Origin of the sequence: Roseovarius tibetensis (assembly GCF_050896375.1) — a bacterium.
Classification (GTDB): domain Bacteria; phylum Pseudomonadota; class Alphaproteobacteria; order Rhodobacterales; family Rhodobacteraceae; genus Roseovarius; species Roseovarius tibetensis.
This window is the reverse complement of the sequence record NZ_JBPBBB010000058.1, coordinates 1-15689: the sequence shown is the minus strand read 5'-3', so window position 1 is coordinate 15689 and position 15689 is coordinate 1. Positions and strand designations below refer to the sequence as shown.

General features: G+C 61.0%; 13 protein-coding genes and 1 pseudogene. 6 read left to right on the top strand and 8 right to left on the bottom strand.

Going from position 1 to position 15689, the window contains the following annotated elements; genetic code table 11:
* Positions 1-223 precede the first annotated feature (223 nt).
* The 5 genes from ACROSR_RS18925 to ACROSR_RS18905 form a co-directional block, all read right to left on the bottom strand.
* Positions 224-916, bottom strand: coding sequence for a class I SAM-dependent methyltransferase (locus tag ACROSR_RS18925; protein WP_432687454.1), 693 nt, complete (start codon positions 914-916; stop codon positions 224-226).
* Between the two features lie 118 nt (positions 917-1034).
* Complete coding sequence (locus ACROSR_RS18920; protein ID WP_432687453.1) at positions 1035-2345, bottom strand: HlyD family type I secretion periplasmic adaptor subunit; 1311 nt, start codon at positions 2343-2345, stop codon at positions 1035-1037.
* A gap of 10 nt (positions 2346-2355) precedes the next feature.
* On the bottom strand, positions 2356-4080 hold the full coding sequence (locus ACROSR_RS18915; RefSeq protein WP_432687452.1) for a type I secretion system permease/ATPase: 1725 nt from the start codon (positions 4078-4080) through the stop codon (positions 2356-2358).
* 62 nt (positions 4081-4142) lie between these two features.
* Positions 4143-4559 carry a hypothetical protein gene (locus tag ACROSR_RS18910; RefSeq protein WP_432687451.1) on the bottom strand — a complete coding sequence of 139 codons (417 nt, stop codon included), beginning with the start codon at positions 4557-4559 and terminating at the stop codon, positions 4143-4145.
* Positions 4560-4620: 61 nt separating this feature from the next.
* Positions 4621-5649, bottom strand: coding sequence for a replication initiator protein A (locus tag ACROSR_RS18905; RefSeq protein ID WP_432687450.1), 1029 nt, complete (start codon positions 5647-5649; stop codon positions 4621-4623).
* A 413-nt stretch (positions 5650-6062) separates the two neighbouring features.
* Here ACROSR_RS18905 and ACROSR_RS18900 point away from each other — a divergent pair, with 413 nt between their 5' ends.
* The 5 genes and pseudogenes from ACROSR_RS18900 to ACROSR_RS18880 all read left to right on the top strand — a co-directional run.
* A complete protein-coding gene (locus ACROSR_RS18900; RefSeq protein ID WP_432687449.1) occupies positions 6063-7472 on the top strand; it encodes an AAA family ATPase in 1410 nt (469 codons plus the stop codon).
* A 123-nt stretch (positions 7473-7595) separates the two neighbouring features.
* Positions 7596-8639, top strand: coding sequence for a ParB N-terminal domain-containing protein (locus ACROSR_RS18895; protein WP_432687448.1), 1044 nt, complete (start codon positions 7596-7598; stop codon positions 8637-8639).
* An 850-nt stretch (positions 8640-9489) separates the two neighbouring features.
* Positions 9490-11136, top strand: coding sequence for a hypothetical protein (locus ACROSR_RS18890; RefSeq protein ID WP_432687447.1), 1647 nt, complete (start codon positions 9490-9492; stop codon positions 11134-11136).
* A 116-nt stretch (positions 11137-11252) separates the two neighbouring features.
* A complete protein-coding gene (locus ACROSR_RS18885; protein WP_432687446.1) occupies positions 11253-11819 on the top strand; it encodes a CAP domain-containing protein in 567 nt (188 codons plus the stop codon).
* 202 nt (positions 11820-12021) lie between these two features.
* A pseudogene (locus ACROSR_RS18880) lies at positions 12022-12168 on the top strand (IS110 family transposase); the annotation flags it as partial.
* A 542-nt stretch (positions 12169-12710) separates the two neighbouring features.
* Here the strand turns inward: ACROSR_RS18880 and ACROSR_RS18875 are convergent.
* The 3 genes from ACROSR_RS18875 to ACROSR_RS18865 all read right to left on the bottom strand — a co-directional run bounded on the left by ACROSR_RS18875 (position 12711) and on the right by ACROSR_RS18865 (position 14293).
* Positions 12711-13592: a recombinase family protein gene (locus ACROSR_RS18875; protein WP_432687455.1), complete on the bottom strand. Its 882-nt coding sequence runs from the start codon at positions 13590-13592 to the stop codon at positions 12711-12713.
* 75 nt (positions 13593-13667) lie between these two features.
* Complete coding sequence (locus tag ACROSR_RS18870) at positions 13668-14006, bottom strand: type II toxin-antitoxin system RelE/ParE family toxin (RefSeq protein ID WP_432687445.1); 339 nt, start codon at positions 14004-14006, stop codon at positions 13668-13670.
* On the bottom strand, positions 14003-14293 hold the full coding sequence (locus ACROSR_RS18865; RefSeq protein WP_432687444.1) for a hypothetical protein: 291 nt from the start codon (positions 14291-14293) through the stop codon (positions 14003-14005). Before ACROSR_RS18865 ends, ACROSR_RS18870 begins: the two co-directional genes overlap by 4 nt.
* Before the next feature lie 302 nt (positions 14294-14595).
* Here ACROSR_RS18865 and ACROSR_RS18860 point away from each other — a divergent pair, with 302 nt between their 5' ends.
* Positions 14596-15651 (top strand): helix-turn-helix domain-containing protein, encoded by a 1056-nt coding sequence (locus tag ACROSR_RS18860; protein WP_432687443.1) that lies wholly within the window; start codon positions 14596-14598, stop codon positions 15649-15651.
* Positions 15652-15689 lie beyond the last annotated feature (38 nt).

Genomic DNA, 15689 nt, shown 5'->3' with positions numbered 1-15689 from the left:
TGCTTGGGACAGAAAACCGGGACGTATCATGGCCCCACATGAATCGCATGGCCTGCCAGCGTCAACTCAAAATCCGGATTCCCGAGGACTCGCGGTATAACAGAGATAAAGAGCCAAGCCTATTCGGAGCGAGGTTTGCAAGATCCGCGCAAACATCGGACTGGATAGAAGACACCATGACGCAGCAAAGCGGTACCGGAAGCCGGCCCGATACAAAACCAGCCTAAACCTGAGTATGAATCGCGGTGATCGACTTGGGCAACAGTAGCAACCGTTCGCTCCTTATCTGAGAGTTGGGAAAGAATTGCTGCAGCATGAAAGCGCTGATGATCCGTGTATGGTCGATCCGGGTCATGGCCGCCGCGAACGAGCATTTACGCGCATAGCCGATATTACAGTGCGTGAAGAGCCAGGCCCGCCAAGTATCCGGCAGCCAATGCACAAACGGAACGCCGTAATGCGGCTCGATCGGGAACCAGTAATTCGGCGTCTGGATATAATGACTCTTGCCGACCCTGCGGGCCTCGTCAGCATAGCGTTTCATGTTCTGGTAACTGCCGACATGCTCGATCACGCTGTTGGAATGTACCAGATCGAACGCGTCATCGGAGAATTCAGGCATGTTGCAGGCATCACCGACGACCGACACGATCCGCAGATCCGGGCTGACCTTGGAATGGGTATCGAGTTCCGACTGAAAGTTGAGACATGTGATCCGGACCTTGTCGCGCAGGTCGGGCGCCAGTATTTCCCAGTAAGCTGGGCGGCCCCCCGTATCCAGGATGGAAACTTCGGGTTGATCCTTCAGAATGTTTCGCAGCATGGATTCGCAGATCTCGAAGCGCTTTTTCCGGAACCGTCCCTGCAACTTGTAAAAGAGTTTGCCCCGCTTCATGCCGCTGTCCTGTAATTTCATCAAAACACGCGTTGCATACCATCATGCCCGAAATGAAGTCGAGGCGATTTCCGCATATCCTCGTATCGACACCCCTCTGGCCGTGCGGGCTTGACGCTGTTCGAGGCGCGGAGGCACTTCACTGGTCGCGGAAGGCGCGGCGCAGGTGGTCGGTCAGTGGGCGGACGAGATAGCTCAGCACCGTGCGTGCGCCGGTCTGCAGAAAGACCTCGACCGGCATGCCGGGCAGGATGGCCTGGCCGTCGAGGCGGGCCAGTTCTTCGGACGGGATGGCCAGTGTCACCCGGTAGAAGTTTTGCCGCGTCGCCGGATCAGTGACCGTGTCGGGCGAGATATCCGACACGGTGCCGAAGATCTCGGGCGTGGTCCGGGTGTTGAAAGCGGTGAAAACCACCTTGGCCCGCTGCCCCCGCGCCACCTGGTCGATCGCGTCGGGGGGAACCCGGACCTCGAAATCGACCCCGCCCGCGACCGGGATGATCTGCAGGATCGTCTCGCCCGGCGGCACGACCCCACCCCCGTTGAAAACCTGCATCTCGTGCACGATGCCGTCTACCGGCGACCGGATCGCGATCCGGTCGAGCTGATTGCGGGCGGTGACGATCTGCAGGACCAGCTCTTCGGCCTCTCTCACCGCGGCGCGCAGGTCGGTGACCACCTGTTCCCGGAACTGTCGCTCCGATTGCAGGATCTCGAGCTCAGTATCGCGGATCGTATTGCGCAGACCGGCCAGGTCGGATTGATATTCAGCGATCTCCCCCAGAAGCCGGGCACGCCTACGTTGCAATTCGAGCATCGGACCCTTGCGGGCCAGCCCCTCCGCGTGCAGCGCGCTGACATCGGCCAGTTCCTGTTCGATCAGGGCCAGTTGATCGCGGCGGGCGCCGGTCACCCCGTCCATGCCGTCAATCTGACCACGCAGCTGCGAGATCTTCTCGCGCAGTTGCGTCTCACGCCCCGTCCTCACCTCGCGACGGGCCTTGAAGATCTCTGCCTGGCCCCGGTTGATCCGTCCGAGCGCAAGCCCACCGATATAGGTGGTGTCATAGTCGAAACGCGGTGTGTCGGCCCCGGCCTGTTCTGCAGTCAGGCGGGCGATCTCGGCACGGGTTTCGGCCAGGCGGTGACGGTACATGTCGAGATTGATGCGCAGCAGCGTGGGGTCGAGCCGCAAGAGCACATCCCCCGCGCGCGCCATGTCCCCGTTGGCGACGCGGACCTCCTCGACGATGCCGCCATCGAGCGTCTGCACCATCTTGGGCTGGCCGCGCACCACCGCCGATCCGGAGGCGACGACCGCCCCGCTGATCGGGGTCAGCGCCGCCCAGCCCACGACCAGGATCAAGAGCGCGAACCCGGCAAGGATGCCGCCACGACCTGCAGTGGACAGGCCGATCTTGAGGCGGGGGGGGGAGGTGTCTGCGGACATCTTTACCTCTTCACTGCGCCACGACCGAGACCGGGCGCGGCGCGCTTTTCAGCACCTCGTCCTTGTCGCCGAATTTCGCCACCCGACCCTGATGCAGAAGCAGGATCTTGTTGACCGCGGTGATGGCGCTTGGCCGGTGCGCCATGACCACGACGACGCTGCCTTGCGCGCGCATGCTGCGGATGGCCTGTGCCAGGGCATCGTCGCCACTCGCGTCGAGATTGGAATTGGGCTCGTCCAGCACGATGAGGCGCGGCGCGCCGAAGATCGCGCGCGCCAGCCCCAGCCGCTGGATCTGGCCCCCCGACAGGGGCCGGGTCATCCGGTCCATATGGGTGGCATAGCCATCCGGCAGGCCGAGGATCATCTCGTGCACCCCGGCGATGCGCGCCGCCGCGATGATGTCGGCATCCTGCGCCTGCGCATCGAAACGCGCGATATTCTCGCCCACGCTGCCGGGCAGCATCTGCAGGGATTGCGGCAGGTACCCGACATGACGTCCCAAGACTTCGGGCGTCCATTGATCGAGCGTCGCCCCGTCGAGCCGGACCTGCCCCGCATCGGGCTGCCACGCCCCGACGAGCAGCCGCGCCAGCGTGGATTTCCCAGCCGCGCTGTTGCCCACCACGCCCAGGCCGTCCCCGGCCGTCAGCGCGAACCCGACCCGGTCGAGAATGCGCGGCGGATCGATCCCGGCCCCGGCCGGGGCCAGCTTGGTCAGGCCGGTGACCTGCAACTCCCCCGCCGGGGCCGGCAAATTGACGCGTGGCTTCTCGGCGGGCACGCGGTCGAAGACGTCGCGCAGGCGTCGATGCGCCTCGCTGGCGCGCCCGATGGCGCCCCACTGGCCGATCACCTGATCGACGGGGGCCAGGGCCCGGCCGGCGATGATCGAGGCGGCGATGATCATGCCCGGCGAGATCTCCTGGCGCAGGGCCAGGAAGGCCCCCATGGTCAGGATCGCCGATTGCAGCAGCAGCCGGAATGATTTCGAAAAGGCCGCGAACCCCTCGGAGCGGTCGCTGCCCACCTGGGCGGCGGCCAGGGCCGCGTCGTGCAGCCCCCGCCAGCGCGCCACCACCCGGTCGCGCATGCCAAGCGCGTGCAGGGTTTCAGCATCACCGCGCGTCTGCTCGACAAAGCTGCGTTCGACCCCGTCCATCGACATCCCCTGCCGGATCGAGGCCCGCGTCAGCCACTGGTTCAGCAAGGCCGCCACCGCCACCACCCCGGCCCCGGCCAGTGTCAGCGCGCCCAGCCATGGATGGATGAGAAAGATCAGCACCAGGAAAAGCGGGGTCCAGGGCAGATCGAAAAGCCCGGTGATCGCCCCGCCACTCATGAAGCCGCGTATCATCTCGAGATCGCGCACCGGCTGCGCGCTAGACTCGGCCGCGTCGCACGGACCGGTGCCGCCGGATCGCAGGGTGGTGCGGAACGCCTCCTCGCCCACTTTCGAATCGAGCCGCAGCGCAGCACGCGACAAGAGCCGCTTGCGCAGGAACTCGTACAGGCCAAGAAACGCGTAGAGCACCACGACAATCGCGAACAGCCCCAGAAGCGTGGCGACAGACCCCGAGGACAGCACCCGGTCGTAGATCTGCAGCATGTAGACCGGGCCGGTCAGCATCAGCAGGTTGATGAAGGCGCTGAAGATACCCACCAGCACGAGTGTCCCCCGCAGCCCCCGCAAGGCCCCGATATATATATTGTCCGCGTGTTCGCCGGTATTCATGCCGCTCTGCCGTGCTGTGTCATGATTTGTCATACTGGCCGAGTATTGCCCTGCGCCCAATATCATGTCGCCTCTAAGATGGTATGACGCGGGATTGCCATGGCAGCGTGGCAAGTATGTGTCGCGATGCGGGCTTTTGGGCGGGATTTTGCGCAAATTGTCGACGATATCCCCGGCGCGGGCGCCTCATCCGCGCTGCGGCCGAACCGCGGCCTCGTGCCGAGGCGCGCCACGAGGATCGCGCCGGCCAAGACGATCAGGACGCCGGTGCCGGAATAGATCAGCAGCGCCATCCAGATCCCCTGCCCCATCAGCAGCGCGGTCAGGGCGGCCACGACCCCGATTACGCTTCCGGCGAGGGTTAATCCGACGATCATGGGACGCCCTTCCTGACGGCAAGGGTGAACTGAATGGATCGCGCGGACGCAACCCATTCCCGTTTTGGGTAAATAAGAACCTTTGCGACCAAAGCCGAGCACGATTAAGACAAGATCTTGTCAAGAAAGCGCTACCACGACCCCGCCCCATATCCATGGCCGGTCAGTCGCGAGCGGTTTTGTCGGCGCGCTTGCGCACCCAGCCAAGGAAGGCCGCATCGGGGCTGCGCAGACGGGGCTGGCCGGTGGCGGCCCACCAGGCGCGCCAGTCCGCCTCGAGGGCGTAGGCATCCGCGCCGGGGATCAGGCGGCGCGCCTCGTCCAGCGCCTCGGCGCCGGGGCGTGGCCCCTCGCCGGGAGCCAGCTTGATGCAGCGCGGCCGCACATGGATGATATCGCCCGGCGCCTCCGAGAGTTCGTAATCAGGCAGATGGTCAGCGGCGATCATGTCGCGGATCATCCGGCGGAACACCCGGATCGGCGAGGCCGAGCCGGACTTGTGCGCCAGAACGGCCAGCGAGACGCGCCATTCGGGCTGATGGCCGCAATGCTTGCGCGCCAGCTCGTAGATCCGCCGCTCCAGCGGTTTGCGCAGGCGGAAATAGTCGCGGCTGAGGGTTAGCACGGATTTGGCCAGCACCGCCCGGTAAAGCCATTCGGCCAACGACACCTTGACCGACACCATCCGCCCTCCCCGCGTCCGGCGCTGGATCTGCCACGCCTCGATCAGGCCGAAGCCGGAGGTCTCCTCGATCTCGTCGGTGGTGATGTTGGTGGTGATGCGGGTGCCGGCCAGACGCTCGAACGCCTCGACCAGCCGGCGGTACCCGTCGCCGGAGGTTTCGCGATTCGTCGCCACCAGAAGATCATGCGCACGCAGATGCACCACACGGCTGATCGGGCGCCCGGCATTGAGCGCCGCCATCAGCTGGCTGATGCAGTAGATCAGAATGTCCTTGTCGAAAAGCGTCGCCCGCCCGCGCACCGACGGCGTCACCGTGATGGTCACGTTATTATGTGCATATGACAGCACCCGCAGATCCGCCCGGGTCGAGAGCGAAAAGAGCGGGTGTTCCATCGTCGCGAGGTCGTTCTTCGGAAGCGCATCGAGGATGTCGCAGACAAAGAAATCCGCCGTCGGATGCCGTTCCGGAAGCAGTCTGCGCTGCCGTGACCCTGCCTCGCCGTCCATGCCCGTCCCTGCTCCAGCGTGCTCTTTTGTTTCGGGGTTTCATTATCACCACCTTATCCACAGGCCGCCGCCTGCGTCCAGCAAACAGGGCGCGATCATCGTGGGTTCGGAATCACGCTATCGTGGGTTCAGAGTCACCTTATCGTGGGTTCGGAATCGCATGCCAGCTTGTGATGGGCTGAATATCCCTTGAAATCAAAGGTATGCATGTTTCACGGTTTCGCGTAACATAAAATAACAATCTAATAACAACAGGGTTTTTTTGAGCTCCCCGCCATTTCCACCTCGGTGACTGGCTGAACTGCCTGAAATTGCCGAGAAATCAGCCCGAACCATACGAATCGCATCGCCAACAAGGCAGGAAAATATTCCCATGTTCGGATTTTTAGGGTACATATCCTGAAACATAGCACATGAGGCAAATAATGGCACATGACGGGTCTTCTTCCCTGCCCCCGTATTTCAACATCTCTCCGGATGCGGCAATGGCAGATCTCGATGCTCCGCAGCAGACGACGGATTTCGGGCGCATTGCCGAGGCCTGTCTGCGCGGACGCCGCGACCTTGCCTCGCGCGGGCTTGACGATGGCGGCGGGCGGCAGCTGCGACGGTTCTCGACATGGGAGATCACCCGCTACCTGATCCCCATTGCCACTGCGCATTTCCGCCGCGTGCTCAAGGCCAATCCCGACCTGCCGCAGGGTCGGTCGGAGACGGCAAGCGGGGCGAAGTGGTTCACCCTCGACGAGGTGTTGCGGTTGCGCGCGCATTTCGCAGCGGAAGGATCAAAGACCAAGGAATACCAGCCCTGGCGCCCCGAGGGTCTGCCCGCCAAGATGGTCGCGGTGGCCAATTTCAAGGGCGGCGTCGGCAAGACCAGCACGGCGGCGCATCTGGCCATGTCCGCGGCGCTTGATGGCTACCGGGTGCTGGTAATCGATCTCGACAGCCAGGGGTCGATGACCTCAATCTTCGGCGGCAAGGTCGAGGATGAATGGTCCACCATCTTTCCGCTGCTGGCGCGCCATTACGGCCGCCACCTGCAAGAAGACAACCGCCAGCGCGCGCAGCGTAACGAGGCGCCGCTGGCGATCGATGACACGCTTCATGATGCGATGAAGATGCGCGCGCAGGATCTCATCCAGAAGACACACTGGCCCAATATCGACCTGATCGGCGCGCAGTTGAACCTTTACTGGTCCGAGTTCCAGATACCTGTCTGGCGCATGGCCGCACGCAGCTGGAAGCTGTGGGATGCGCTGACTGAAAGCCTCGAGGCCGATGGCGTGCTGCAGGATTACGACCTGGTGTTTCTCGACACCCCCCCTGCCCTCGGCTACCTCACGATAAATGGTCTGGCCGCCGCCGATATCCTGCTGGTACCCCTCGGCGCCTCGTTCCTCGAATTCGATTCCACGGGCCGGTTCTTCGAGATGCTGCATGCCACCTTCCAGTCCATCGAAGAGGGGGAGAATATGGCGGCGCGCGCCCTTGGCCGTGAGGGGGTGCGGTTCGAATGGGATGCGGTGCGCGCCATCATCACCCGCTACGATGCCGCGCAACAGGCGGAACTGGCCGGATTGATGCAAGCCTATCTGGGGTCTGCGCTGGCGCCGCAGCGGCAGGATTACACCGCGCTGATCGGGCAGGCCGGCGAACAGGTCAGCGGCATCTATGAGGCCGATTACCGCGATTTCAACCGCGAGACCTATATCCGCGGGCGCGAAACCTTCGATGCGACTTATGCCGCCTTCAAGAAGCTCCTGTACGGGGTCTGGCGTCGTGACGAACTGGAGAAGACCTCCTCGGAGGCGGCACAATGAGTGCTATCCTGATCTGCGCCCTGCCCCCGAAATGTTTCGCGTGCGAAACATTTGCCCCGCACCCCGTTTGTTTCGCATGCGAAACATCCGTTCTGTCTGGCCCCGCATCTTGGGAGGGTTTCCATGGCCAAGCGTAAACGTCTCGGGGGTCCGCTGCAGGATCACCTCGCCCCGCAAGGCGCTGCGTCAAGCACCGCGGCATCGGCCCCGATCGCCCGGATCGCCGGGGAAACGTCGGTCAACGCGGCCTTCGACGAGGTCCGGCAAGAGCTTGACAGTGCGCGTACCGAAGGCCGGCTTGTCCTGCGGTTGCCACTCGATGGGATCGAGACCGCGTGGCTGATCCGCGACCGCATCGAGCCGGGCACCGCAGAGGATCCGGAATTCGCGGCCCTCGTCGATAGCCTGCGCGATCACGGACAGCGCAGCCCGATCGAGGTCGTCGATATGGGGCAGGGGCGCTATGGGCTGATCTCGGGCTGGCGGCGCCTGACCGCCCTCAGGCAATTGCATGAGGACACTGGCGAGGCGCGTTTCGCCACGGTCCTCGCCCTGCTGCGGCAGCCAGAGAGTGCACAAAGCGCTTATCTGGCCATGGTCGAGGAAAACGAGATCCGCCTTGGCCTGTCCTATTACGAACGCGCGCGGATCGCCGCGAAAGCGGTCGAGGCCGGTGTCTACCCGTCCACGAAAGCTGCGCTTCAAGCGCTGTTCGCCACGGCTTCGCGCGCGAAACGCTCCAAGATAGGGTCCTTCCTGACCTTGTATCAATCCCTGGGGGAATCTGTACTTTTCCCTCAGGCGCTGACCGAACGGGTGGGTCTGTCACTGGCGAAGATCGTGGAGGATGACGTCGCCGCCTTGGCACGGCTGCGCCGCCATATGGAGGCTGCGCCTGCGCGTAATTCGGAAGACGAACAAACCATGCTCGCAGATTTTATTGCGGCGGAGACCAATCTCCCCGAGTTCCCCGCGAGGGCACCGAACGCCTCCGCGAAAAGTTCGCCGAAACCTCACGACCGCCGCACGCTACCGACTGCAAACGAGATCTCTCCGGGTGTCCATCTCAAACAAAGCGGGGGCGCGCTTCACTTGTCGGGGCCGGGTGTCGATGCAACATTCCGGGCGCGACTGGAAACATGGCTCCGCGAGAGTGCGCAGGACTGACAGCCGGCGCAAATGTTTCGCGCGCGAAACATTTCGCATCGGCTACAGTCCCGTGGCTTTCGTCAGTTTGAAGCGGAACCCGAAGTGGCGGATAATCAGCAGCCACATGGCTTTGGCATGCTGAGGCGAAGACACGATCGTGCTCGACAATTAGGTGAGCGGCAACCGGGACGCCGTCGCCTATTCGCGCTCAAGGTGGACGAGCGCCACGTGCAGAAGCATTTCGGTCACGCCTCCGCCGAGTTAACATCTTCCCCGGCCTGAAGGCCGGAGATTTCCGGTATGGCGCTCAGCCTCACCGATAGTTCTCGTTTCAACGGAGACCGACGCCTTCGATGCAAGTGATCACCCCCTGCTCGAAGAGGTCAGCCGCCGCCTCGAAGGCAGGACCGCCCGGCAGAAGAACCCCCACCCCCAGGGCTCCCTTGCTTTCGCCAGCTGGGTCTGTGCCCGGCTCGGCGGATGGACAGGATACTATGGAAAGCCGGGACCCATCGTCATCCTCAACGGCTGGACTGAATTCCAGTCGCTTAAACAGGGCGCGGCACTTGGACGATCCATGCCGCTCCAAGAGAGAAACGATGTGTGAATCCGATAGCCCTGATGGAAGGGGTATCCTGCGAGGTAGACGATGGCCAGATGACCCAAGTGATTCGGTCGTCGAAACTTTATGGGATTTTCCAGCACATTAAGAGCACCAACCTTGGCAGAAAGGCAGAAGTATACAGTTGGTGAGGTGGTTGAAACAAGGATAGGGGGTTTATGCGAAATCCGTTTCAATCCTGGGTTGCTATATTCGCCATGTCTTCAAGGTTTAATTGAATGTCAAATGGGTGGCTGATATACATACATGTATGTTAAAAACTGTACTCGGTTTATCCGCATCAGCGAGAAAACTGGGATTAGGGTGCCTTTCGTGAATATGAAAAATGGTTACGGAATATCTGTTTGGTGTGGTTTCGTGGGTTTTGCGATGCTGGGTTCTGTATCGGCCAGTGCATCGACAGTTACGGTGATTGATCCAGGCACCCGTCGCGGTGGGCCAGTCTCCCAAACGTTTCTTGAAAACCAAGGTGAGAATGTCAGTCTCGTCCGGACGCAACACGGGATCTCCTGTGTTGCCAGTCGGGTCTTGCCGATTGCTGACGCATCGTATTCCGCACCAGACGGCACTCCGGTTTCCTTTGAAGATGTGACCCGCAGCCCTGCCAGCTCGGTCCAAGCCATCGCGCATCCGGACGAACCGGTCACGTTCCGTGTTCAGCTGAAATACTCGCCCGATCCCTCAAGGCCGATTGAAATGCGGATCGACGGCCAGACGCTTGACCTCGTGGACGCGCTCGAGCCTAGCAGTGACAGCTTGTTGCTGACAGGCGACACGGCGCAGTTGCTGGCGAATGAGATGCGCCGCGGCACCGCTCTGACCCTGCGTGCGACATCGGATGCAACGGGTCGACAGATTACCGACCGTCTAATGGCACCGGATATGGCCGGACTGGACTCCTGCCTGGTCACACTGGAAGATCTGCCATCTGTCGATGATCGGCCGACCGCTGAAGTTTCGAATTATGATGTGGCGGATGCTGACATACCGGGCTTAGCCATGGAATTTCGGGATGGGGATGAGCGCGTGGCTGTCACCTCGGACGAGGATGTGTTGGAGAATGTGGGCACGATGCCTGCAGAAGAGGCTGCTGCCGCCCAACCTGTCGTGCCCGTTCCGGTTACAGGTCTGCGGCTCGAGTTTACCGCACGGCCAGATCCCGAACTGCGCATAGACCCGAGCGCTTTGAAGCACTGCCGGATGCGCGACATACCCGACGACGTCTTTCTAGGGCAACTGAGATCTGTGACCGGCTTTTTCTCGCAAACGCAGGATGTCTACGTCGCTTTCGATGATCGCGGTGAGCTTCAGCGCGCGTACATTCCCGGAATATTCGACTCCGACCTGACCGCGGGAACGAACCGCTCCCGTATCAGCCTGGCCGCCGACTCCAATCTTCCCGACCAGCCCAACACGGTGCGCGGCTGCCTTGGCGATGCACCTCTGCAGGCACCGGTCTGTGCCATCTCGAAATCAGGAGATGATGGCTATACCGTGGCCGAATGCGGCGTTCTTGGCATGTCGCAGACGCTCGATGAGTATTTGGAAGAGATGCTTTTGCCGTTCTTCGCCGGCCCCGATGAGGCGATACCTGCCATGACCACAGCCAGAGAGCGCGCGGGTGATGATACATCCTTTTCTAGGTCTGTCGACAGTAGTAGCAGCTTTCGCAGCTCCAGCGGGCCCGTAGGTAACGGTGGTCTTAGCAGTCCGGTCAATCCTAGTGACCTCGGGTCTGATATTATCGTTTCTGGTGGTTCTAGTACCGACACGGGCGAGGGCGGCAGAGATGTTCCGATGGTTCCCCTGCCGGCCGCGTTTTGGATGATGTTGCTCGCATTGACCGGATTGTCCGGTGTCAGCGTTCTGAAACACTGCAAAAAGCACCTCTGACTTAGTGCAATCCCTCCGCCGTTCTCAGTGGTCATCGAGGCAATAAGACAGGTACGTTCGAATCTTGGCAATTTATTGATGAAACTCCGACAACATATGTGATAAGGACTGAACTGTTGGATTCAGAAAGGCTTTCCTTGTCCGACTCGTGCGCCTTGGTCTTGCCCAAGTGTGAAAACCCAAATCATCACGAAATTTTCAGGTTTGATGTGAGAGGCTTAACTTTAGTTGTCGCCTTTGTGCTGTTCGCGGCATCGTCGGCGATGTCGGCCATGTCTTGTACGGCTCCCACCAATGCCAGCGAGCTAGTCCAACGGCTTGTGCAGCAGATCAACGAAGAACGTCGGCGCTTCGGTCTGTCGCAATTTCAGATGTCCCCCTCGCTCGTCAGAGGGGCCCAAATACATGCTTGTGACAATGCTAACCACAACCGGCTCAGCCATATTGGCACGGATGGCAGTTCGCCGGGCAAGCGCGTCTTGCGCGTGGGTTATGACTTTGAGCTGATCACCGAAAATGTGGCAATTGGCTATGCGACGGCCGAACAGGTGCTCGAAGCCTGGTTGCGGTCTTCCACACACCGGATAAACATTTTTGAACCCCGGACAAACGAGTTGGGCTTGGCAGTCGCACGTGGGCGCGACGGACGACTGCATTGGGTCATGAATGGCGGTCTGCGCTGAAACGTAGACCATGCGTGTAAGCGTATCGGATTCGATCCGTTTCAGAATACGCGACCTTGACGATAGTGTCGCGAAAAACGCGCGATGCCGGTCATCCCAGTCTGATCGTGGTTACTACGGGCATTGATTGATGATGTGATCGCCCCCCGACGGCATCAATGTGCCAAGATGGGTCTACGATGATCCAAAAAGGAGGACGGTCATGTCGGAGATTATCACGGTCGGGCTCGACCTGGCGAAGAACGTGTTCCAGGCGCATGGAGCCGATACCACAGGCAAGGCAGTGCTTCGCAAGAAGTTGAGACGGCACCAGGTCCTTGAGTTTTTCGGACAACTGATTGCAATCGTCGAAGATCCGGAATGCGATCTGCCTGCCGACGCCATCCCCCGGCAACCCACACAGATCGAGAATGGACCTGATTTCCCCATCTGAGGAATGTCTGTCTATATCGGATTGGCATGTGCGAATCAGGTTGAGCTTGCCGGTTGCGACTCTTCGACTGCGCGCATGGTGACCGATAAGTATTTCCATAAAAGCTTATAATTTAAGCAAGTATTAACAATCCTAACGTGAGTGCAAATTCACTGACACAACGTCCGTTTGTAATATGACGATGTTTCACAACCTTGTCGCTAATTCTTCTAAAGAGCGCAACCGTGGTGTGCTAAATTTACGACGCGCCGATGCTTTACGCTTTTTTCTGCGTGTGGTACCGCGTCTGCGCAAAACTGCTGATCCCAGCATCCCCAATTGTGGGATCAGCAGGGGGGGTGGTCCTGCGGGCCACCCCTTTTCAATGCGCGTCACTCCATCAATCTGAATTTTCTATTACTAAAGGCATCTTAGCTATCTTTTCGTGTCTGGAGCAAGCCCTTTCTGATCCAGCAGAGTCAAACCAGCCCCAGTTTTTCGGCCCGTTCCAGCAGCATCTTGACCGATGAAGGTTGCCATCTCGATCGTCCGCGCGGTGTGCGTTCGCGCATGGCCTCGAGCCGATCGCAGATCGCCTGCAATGTGATGTCCGGATCCGCGCCCTTGATCGCCGCGACAATCGCGGGCAGCCGGTCGTCGGTGTCACGGCGACCGGCTCGGCCAAGCACCGTCTCGGGCAGGAAGTCATCGCGCACGTAAGCCTTCACGGCGCGCAGCAATCGACTCTGGGTCCAGCGCCGATCCGGGGGCAGTGGCGCGTTGATGATCCGCAGCACGTCTTCCCAGGGCATGTCAGGCCGCAGGCGCCGGACATGCGGCACCCACTCCTGCGCCGTCTCGCCCAGTCGCTCCATGTAACCGTCCTGACGCGCCAGCCGGACCTTACGCAGCGCTGCGGGATCTTTTGCCCGTAGACCTGGATTGCCGCCCACACGCCCCTCATTGCGTGCGCTGGCCAGCCCGGCCTTTGTGCGTTCACGGATCAGGGCGCGCTCGAACTCGGCCGCAGCCCCCAGGACCTGCAATGTGAACTTGCCCTGTGGGGACGCGGTGTCGATCGGGTCCTGGATCGAGCGGAAGAAGGCGCCCTTGGCCTCGAGCCGTTCGATCACCTCGAGGAGATGCGACAGTGAACGTGCCAGACGGTCGATCCGCACCACGACCAGCGTATTCCCTTTGCTCACACGCTCCAGAACCCGACCCAGCACCGGCCGCGCCCGATCGCCACCAGAAGCGTGCTCTTCATGGATCTCGACGCAGCCGGCGGCTTTCAGAGCCTGTGCCTGGGGCAGGGGGGTCTGATCTTCGGTCGAGACGCGGGCGTAGCCGATCAGCATCAGATGAACAGGTCTAGAAGGAGGGCGACGCTCGTGGGAGCAAAATCATTCATGTTCGGAAAGTCACTCCGCCCGCTGTCATTCTTCAGAGAAATAGTCCTTGCGAGATGCTACGCGTCCCATCCAATCCTGCCCGCCGAAGGCAACCACAGCGACCTGAACACAATCTTCTTGATCCGTCAGACGGAAAACGATCGTCAGCATCCGTCCCTTTCCTTCGTGTCGCACCCGCCAACCAGAAAGGCGATCGGCCAGATAAGGGCCCGACCGCGGATCTTCGAGAATGCTCGCAAGTAAAGCTTCAACCTCATCAAGTCGCCGTGCCGCCGCGCGCTTGTCACCTGACGTCTCGGCGACGTGACGCACCAGCTCTCTCAGGTCGCGCCGCACAAGTGGATGACGCTCCACGCGGATCATTCTGCCGCTGAATCGCTCTCGAACTCCAGGGTATCGAGATAGGCCCGCGCATCAACGGTGAACTCATCCAAGCTGTCCACAGGCTCCCACTGGTCCAGCGGAAGCGCGAGGCGCCGCATGACCTCTGCTTCGAGCAACGCCTGGTCGCGCTCGCGAGATGCACGGGCGCGGGCAAGCTCACCGGAAACAGCCGCGCTGACATTCGGATAATCTCCCCGCTGAACAAGCTCTTTCGCGTAGGCGAAGGCTGCGTCTGTGAAACTGACTGATTGCTTTTGTACGCCCATCTGCTGCTTCCCCTCTTGGTGCTCCATCATACTACCACAGAGACCACATAAGGGTCCACAGCCCCAGAGATTTATGCCAAGTGTGGCAATTTGCAATATAATTAGTCACCAGTAAACGACCGTTTGTAAACGCATGCAACGACAGTCTCTGTGGTCGCGATCGCTCCAGGCCCCTTGGTTTACTTACGCTGAGCGTGACGCGGGAGATCTTGCGTGCATGCATGGGCGATGCCTGCGTGGACAGGAAGGTGACCTTTCCAAAAAACACTTGGTAATGTGCAAAATACTCGTAATTTAAACATATGAAACCCTATCCTACTGAACAAAGCGGCATTTCCGAGAGCCACAGCGAGAACCTTTATGATGGCGAGATCGCCGAAGAGGACCTGTGGTTTCTTCCCGGCCCGACGGGAGATGAGCAGGATTATCTGCCGCCCCTGCCGCGGGCCGAAGCCGATGAACGCGCGCAGATTGCTGCGTGGGAACTGGCGCAAGGCGAACAGGCAGCGCATCTGGCACACGTTTCAGCCCGGTTTGGCGCCCTGGACGAACGGCTTCGGCGCAGCCCCGAGGGATGGCGGCACCGACTGGCCCTGATCGAGGCCTCGGAACTCAGCTGGCTGACAGGGCGTCGGATTCCGACCGACCGTCTGGGGCTGTGGCATGCCATGCGGATTAGTGCGGCCAGCGATGACACGAGCACTCTTCAACGCGCCACCTGGGCGTTTCGACGTCTGGTGGGTGGCCCGGGGCCTGAGCCGGATCTGGCAGGCTTCCTCGGTCGGCGAGAGATTCCAGGGCAAGACCTCCTGTCCGAGAAGATCGCGACCTGGAATGCGATCATGTCGGCTGCCGGGACACTGCACCCGATCGTTCGCGCAGGCTTTGCGTTCCACCTCTGGCCCCTGAGTGGGATCGGCATCGAGGGCAATCGTCTCGAGGGTGCCGTGGTTGCCGGACGTATGTCCGCCAGCGACGGGCAGGGGGGCATCCTGTTCGTACCGATGGTGATGGGTGGGGCAGGAACCTTGCGTGGCGGTGGTGATCCGGCAGAGCGTCTCCGCAACTGGTTGAAGGCAGCGGAGCAGGGCCTCGTTCGGGCCATGCGGCACATCGACCGACTGGAATGCTGGGAAACCACGGCCAAGGACCGGACTGCACGCCTCTCGGGGCGCACGCCGCCGCGATTGATCGAGGTTTTTTGCAGCTGGCCCCTGGTAACCGCCCCTATGGCAGAAAAACTTACCGGCGCCAGCCGGGCCGCGATCCAGAGAAACCTTGCATGGCTTGAAGCCCAGGGCCTCGTGAAGGAGATCACGGGGCAGGGACGGTTCCGCGTCTGGCGGGCAATGATGTAAGTGTCTGATTCAATATGGGATGAATGACACTGAGCAGA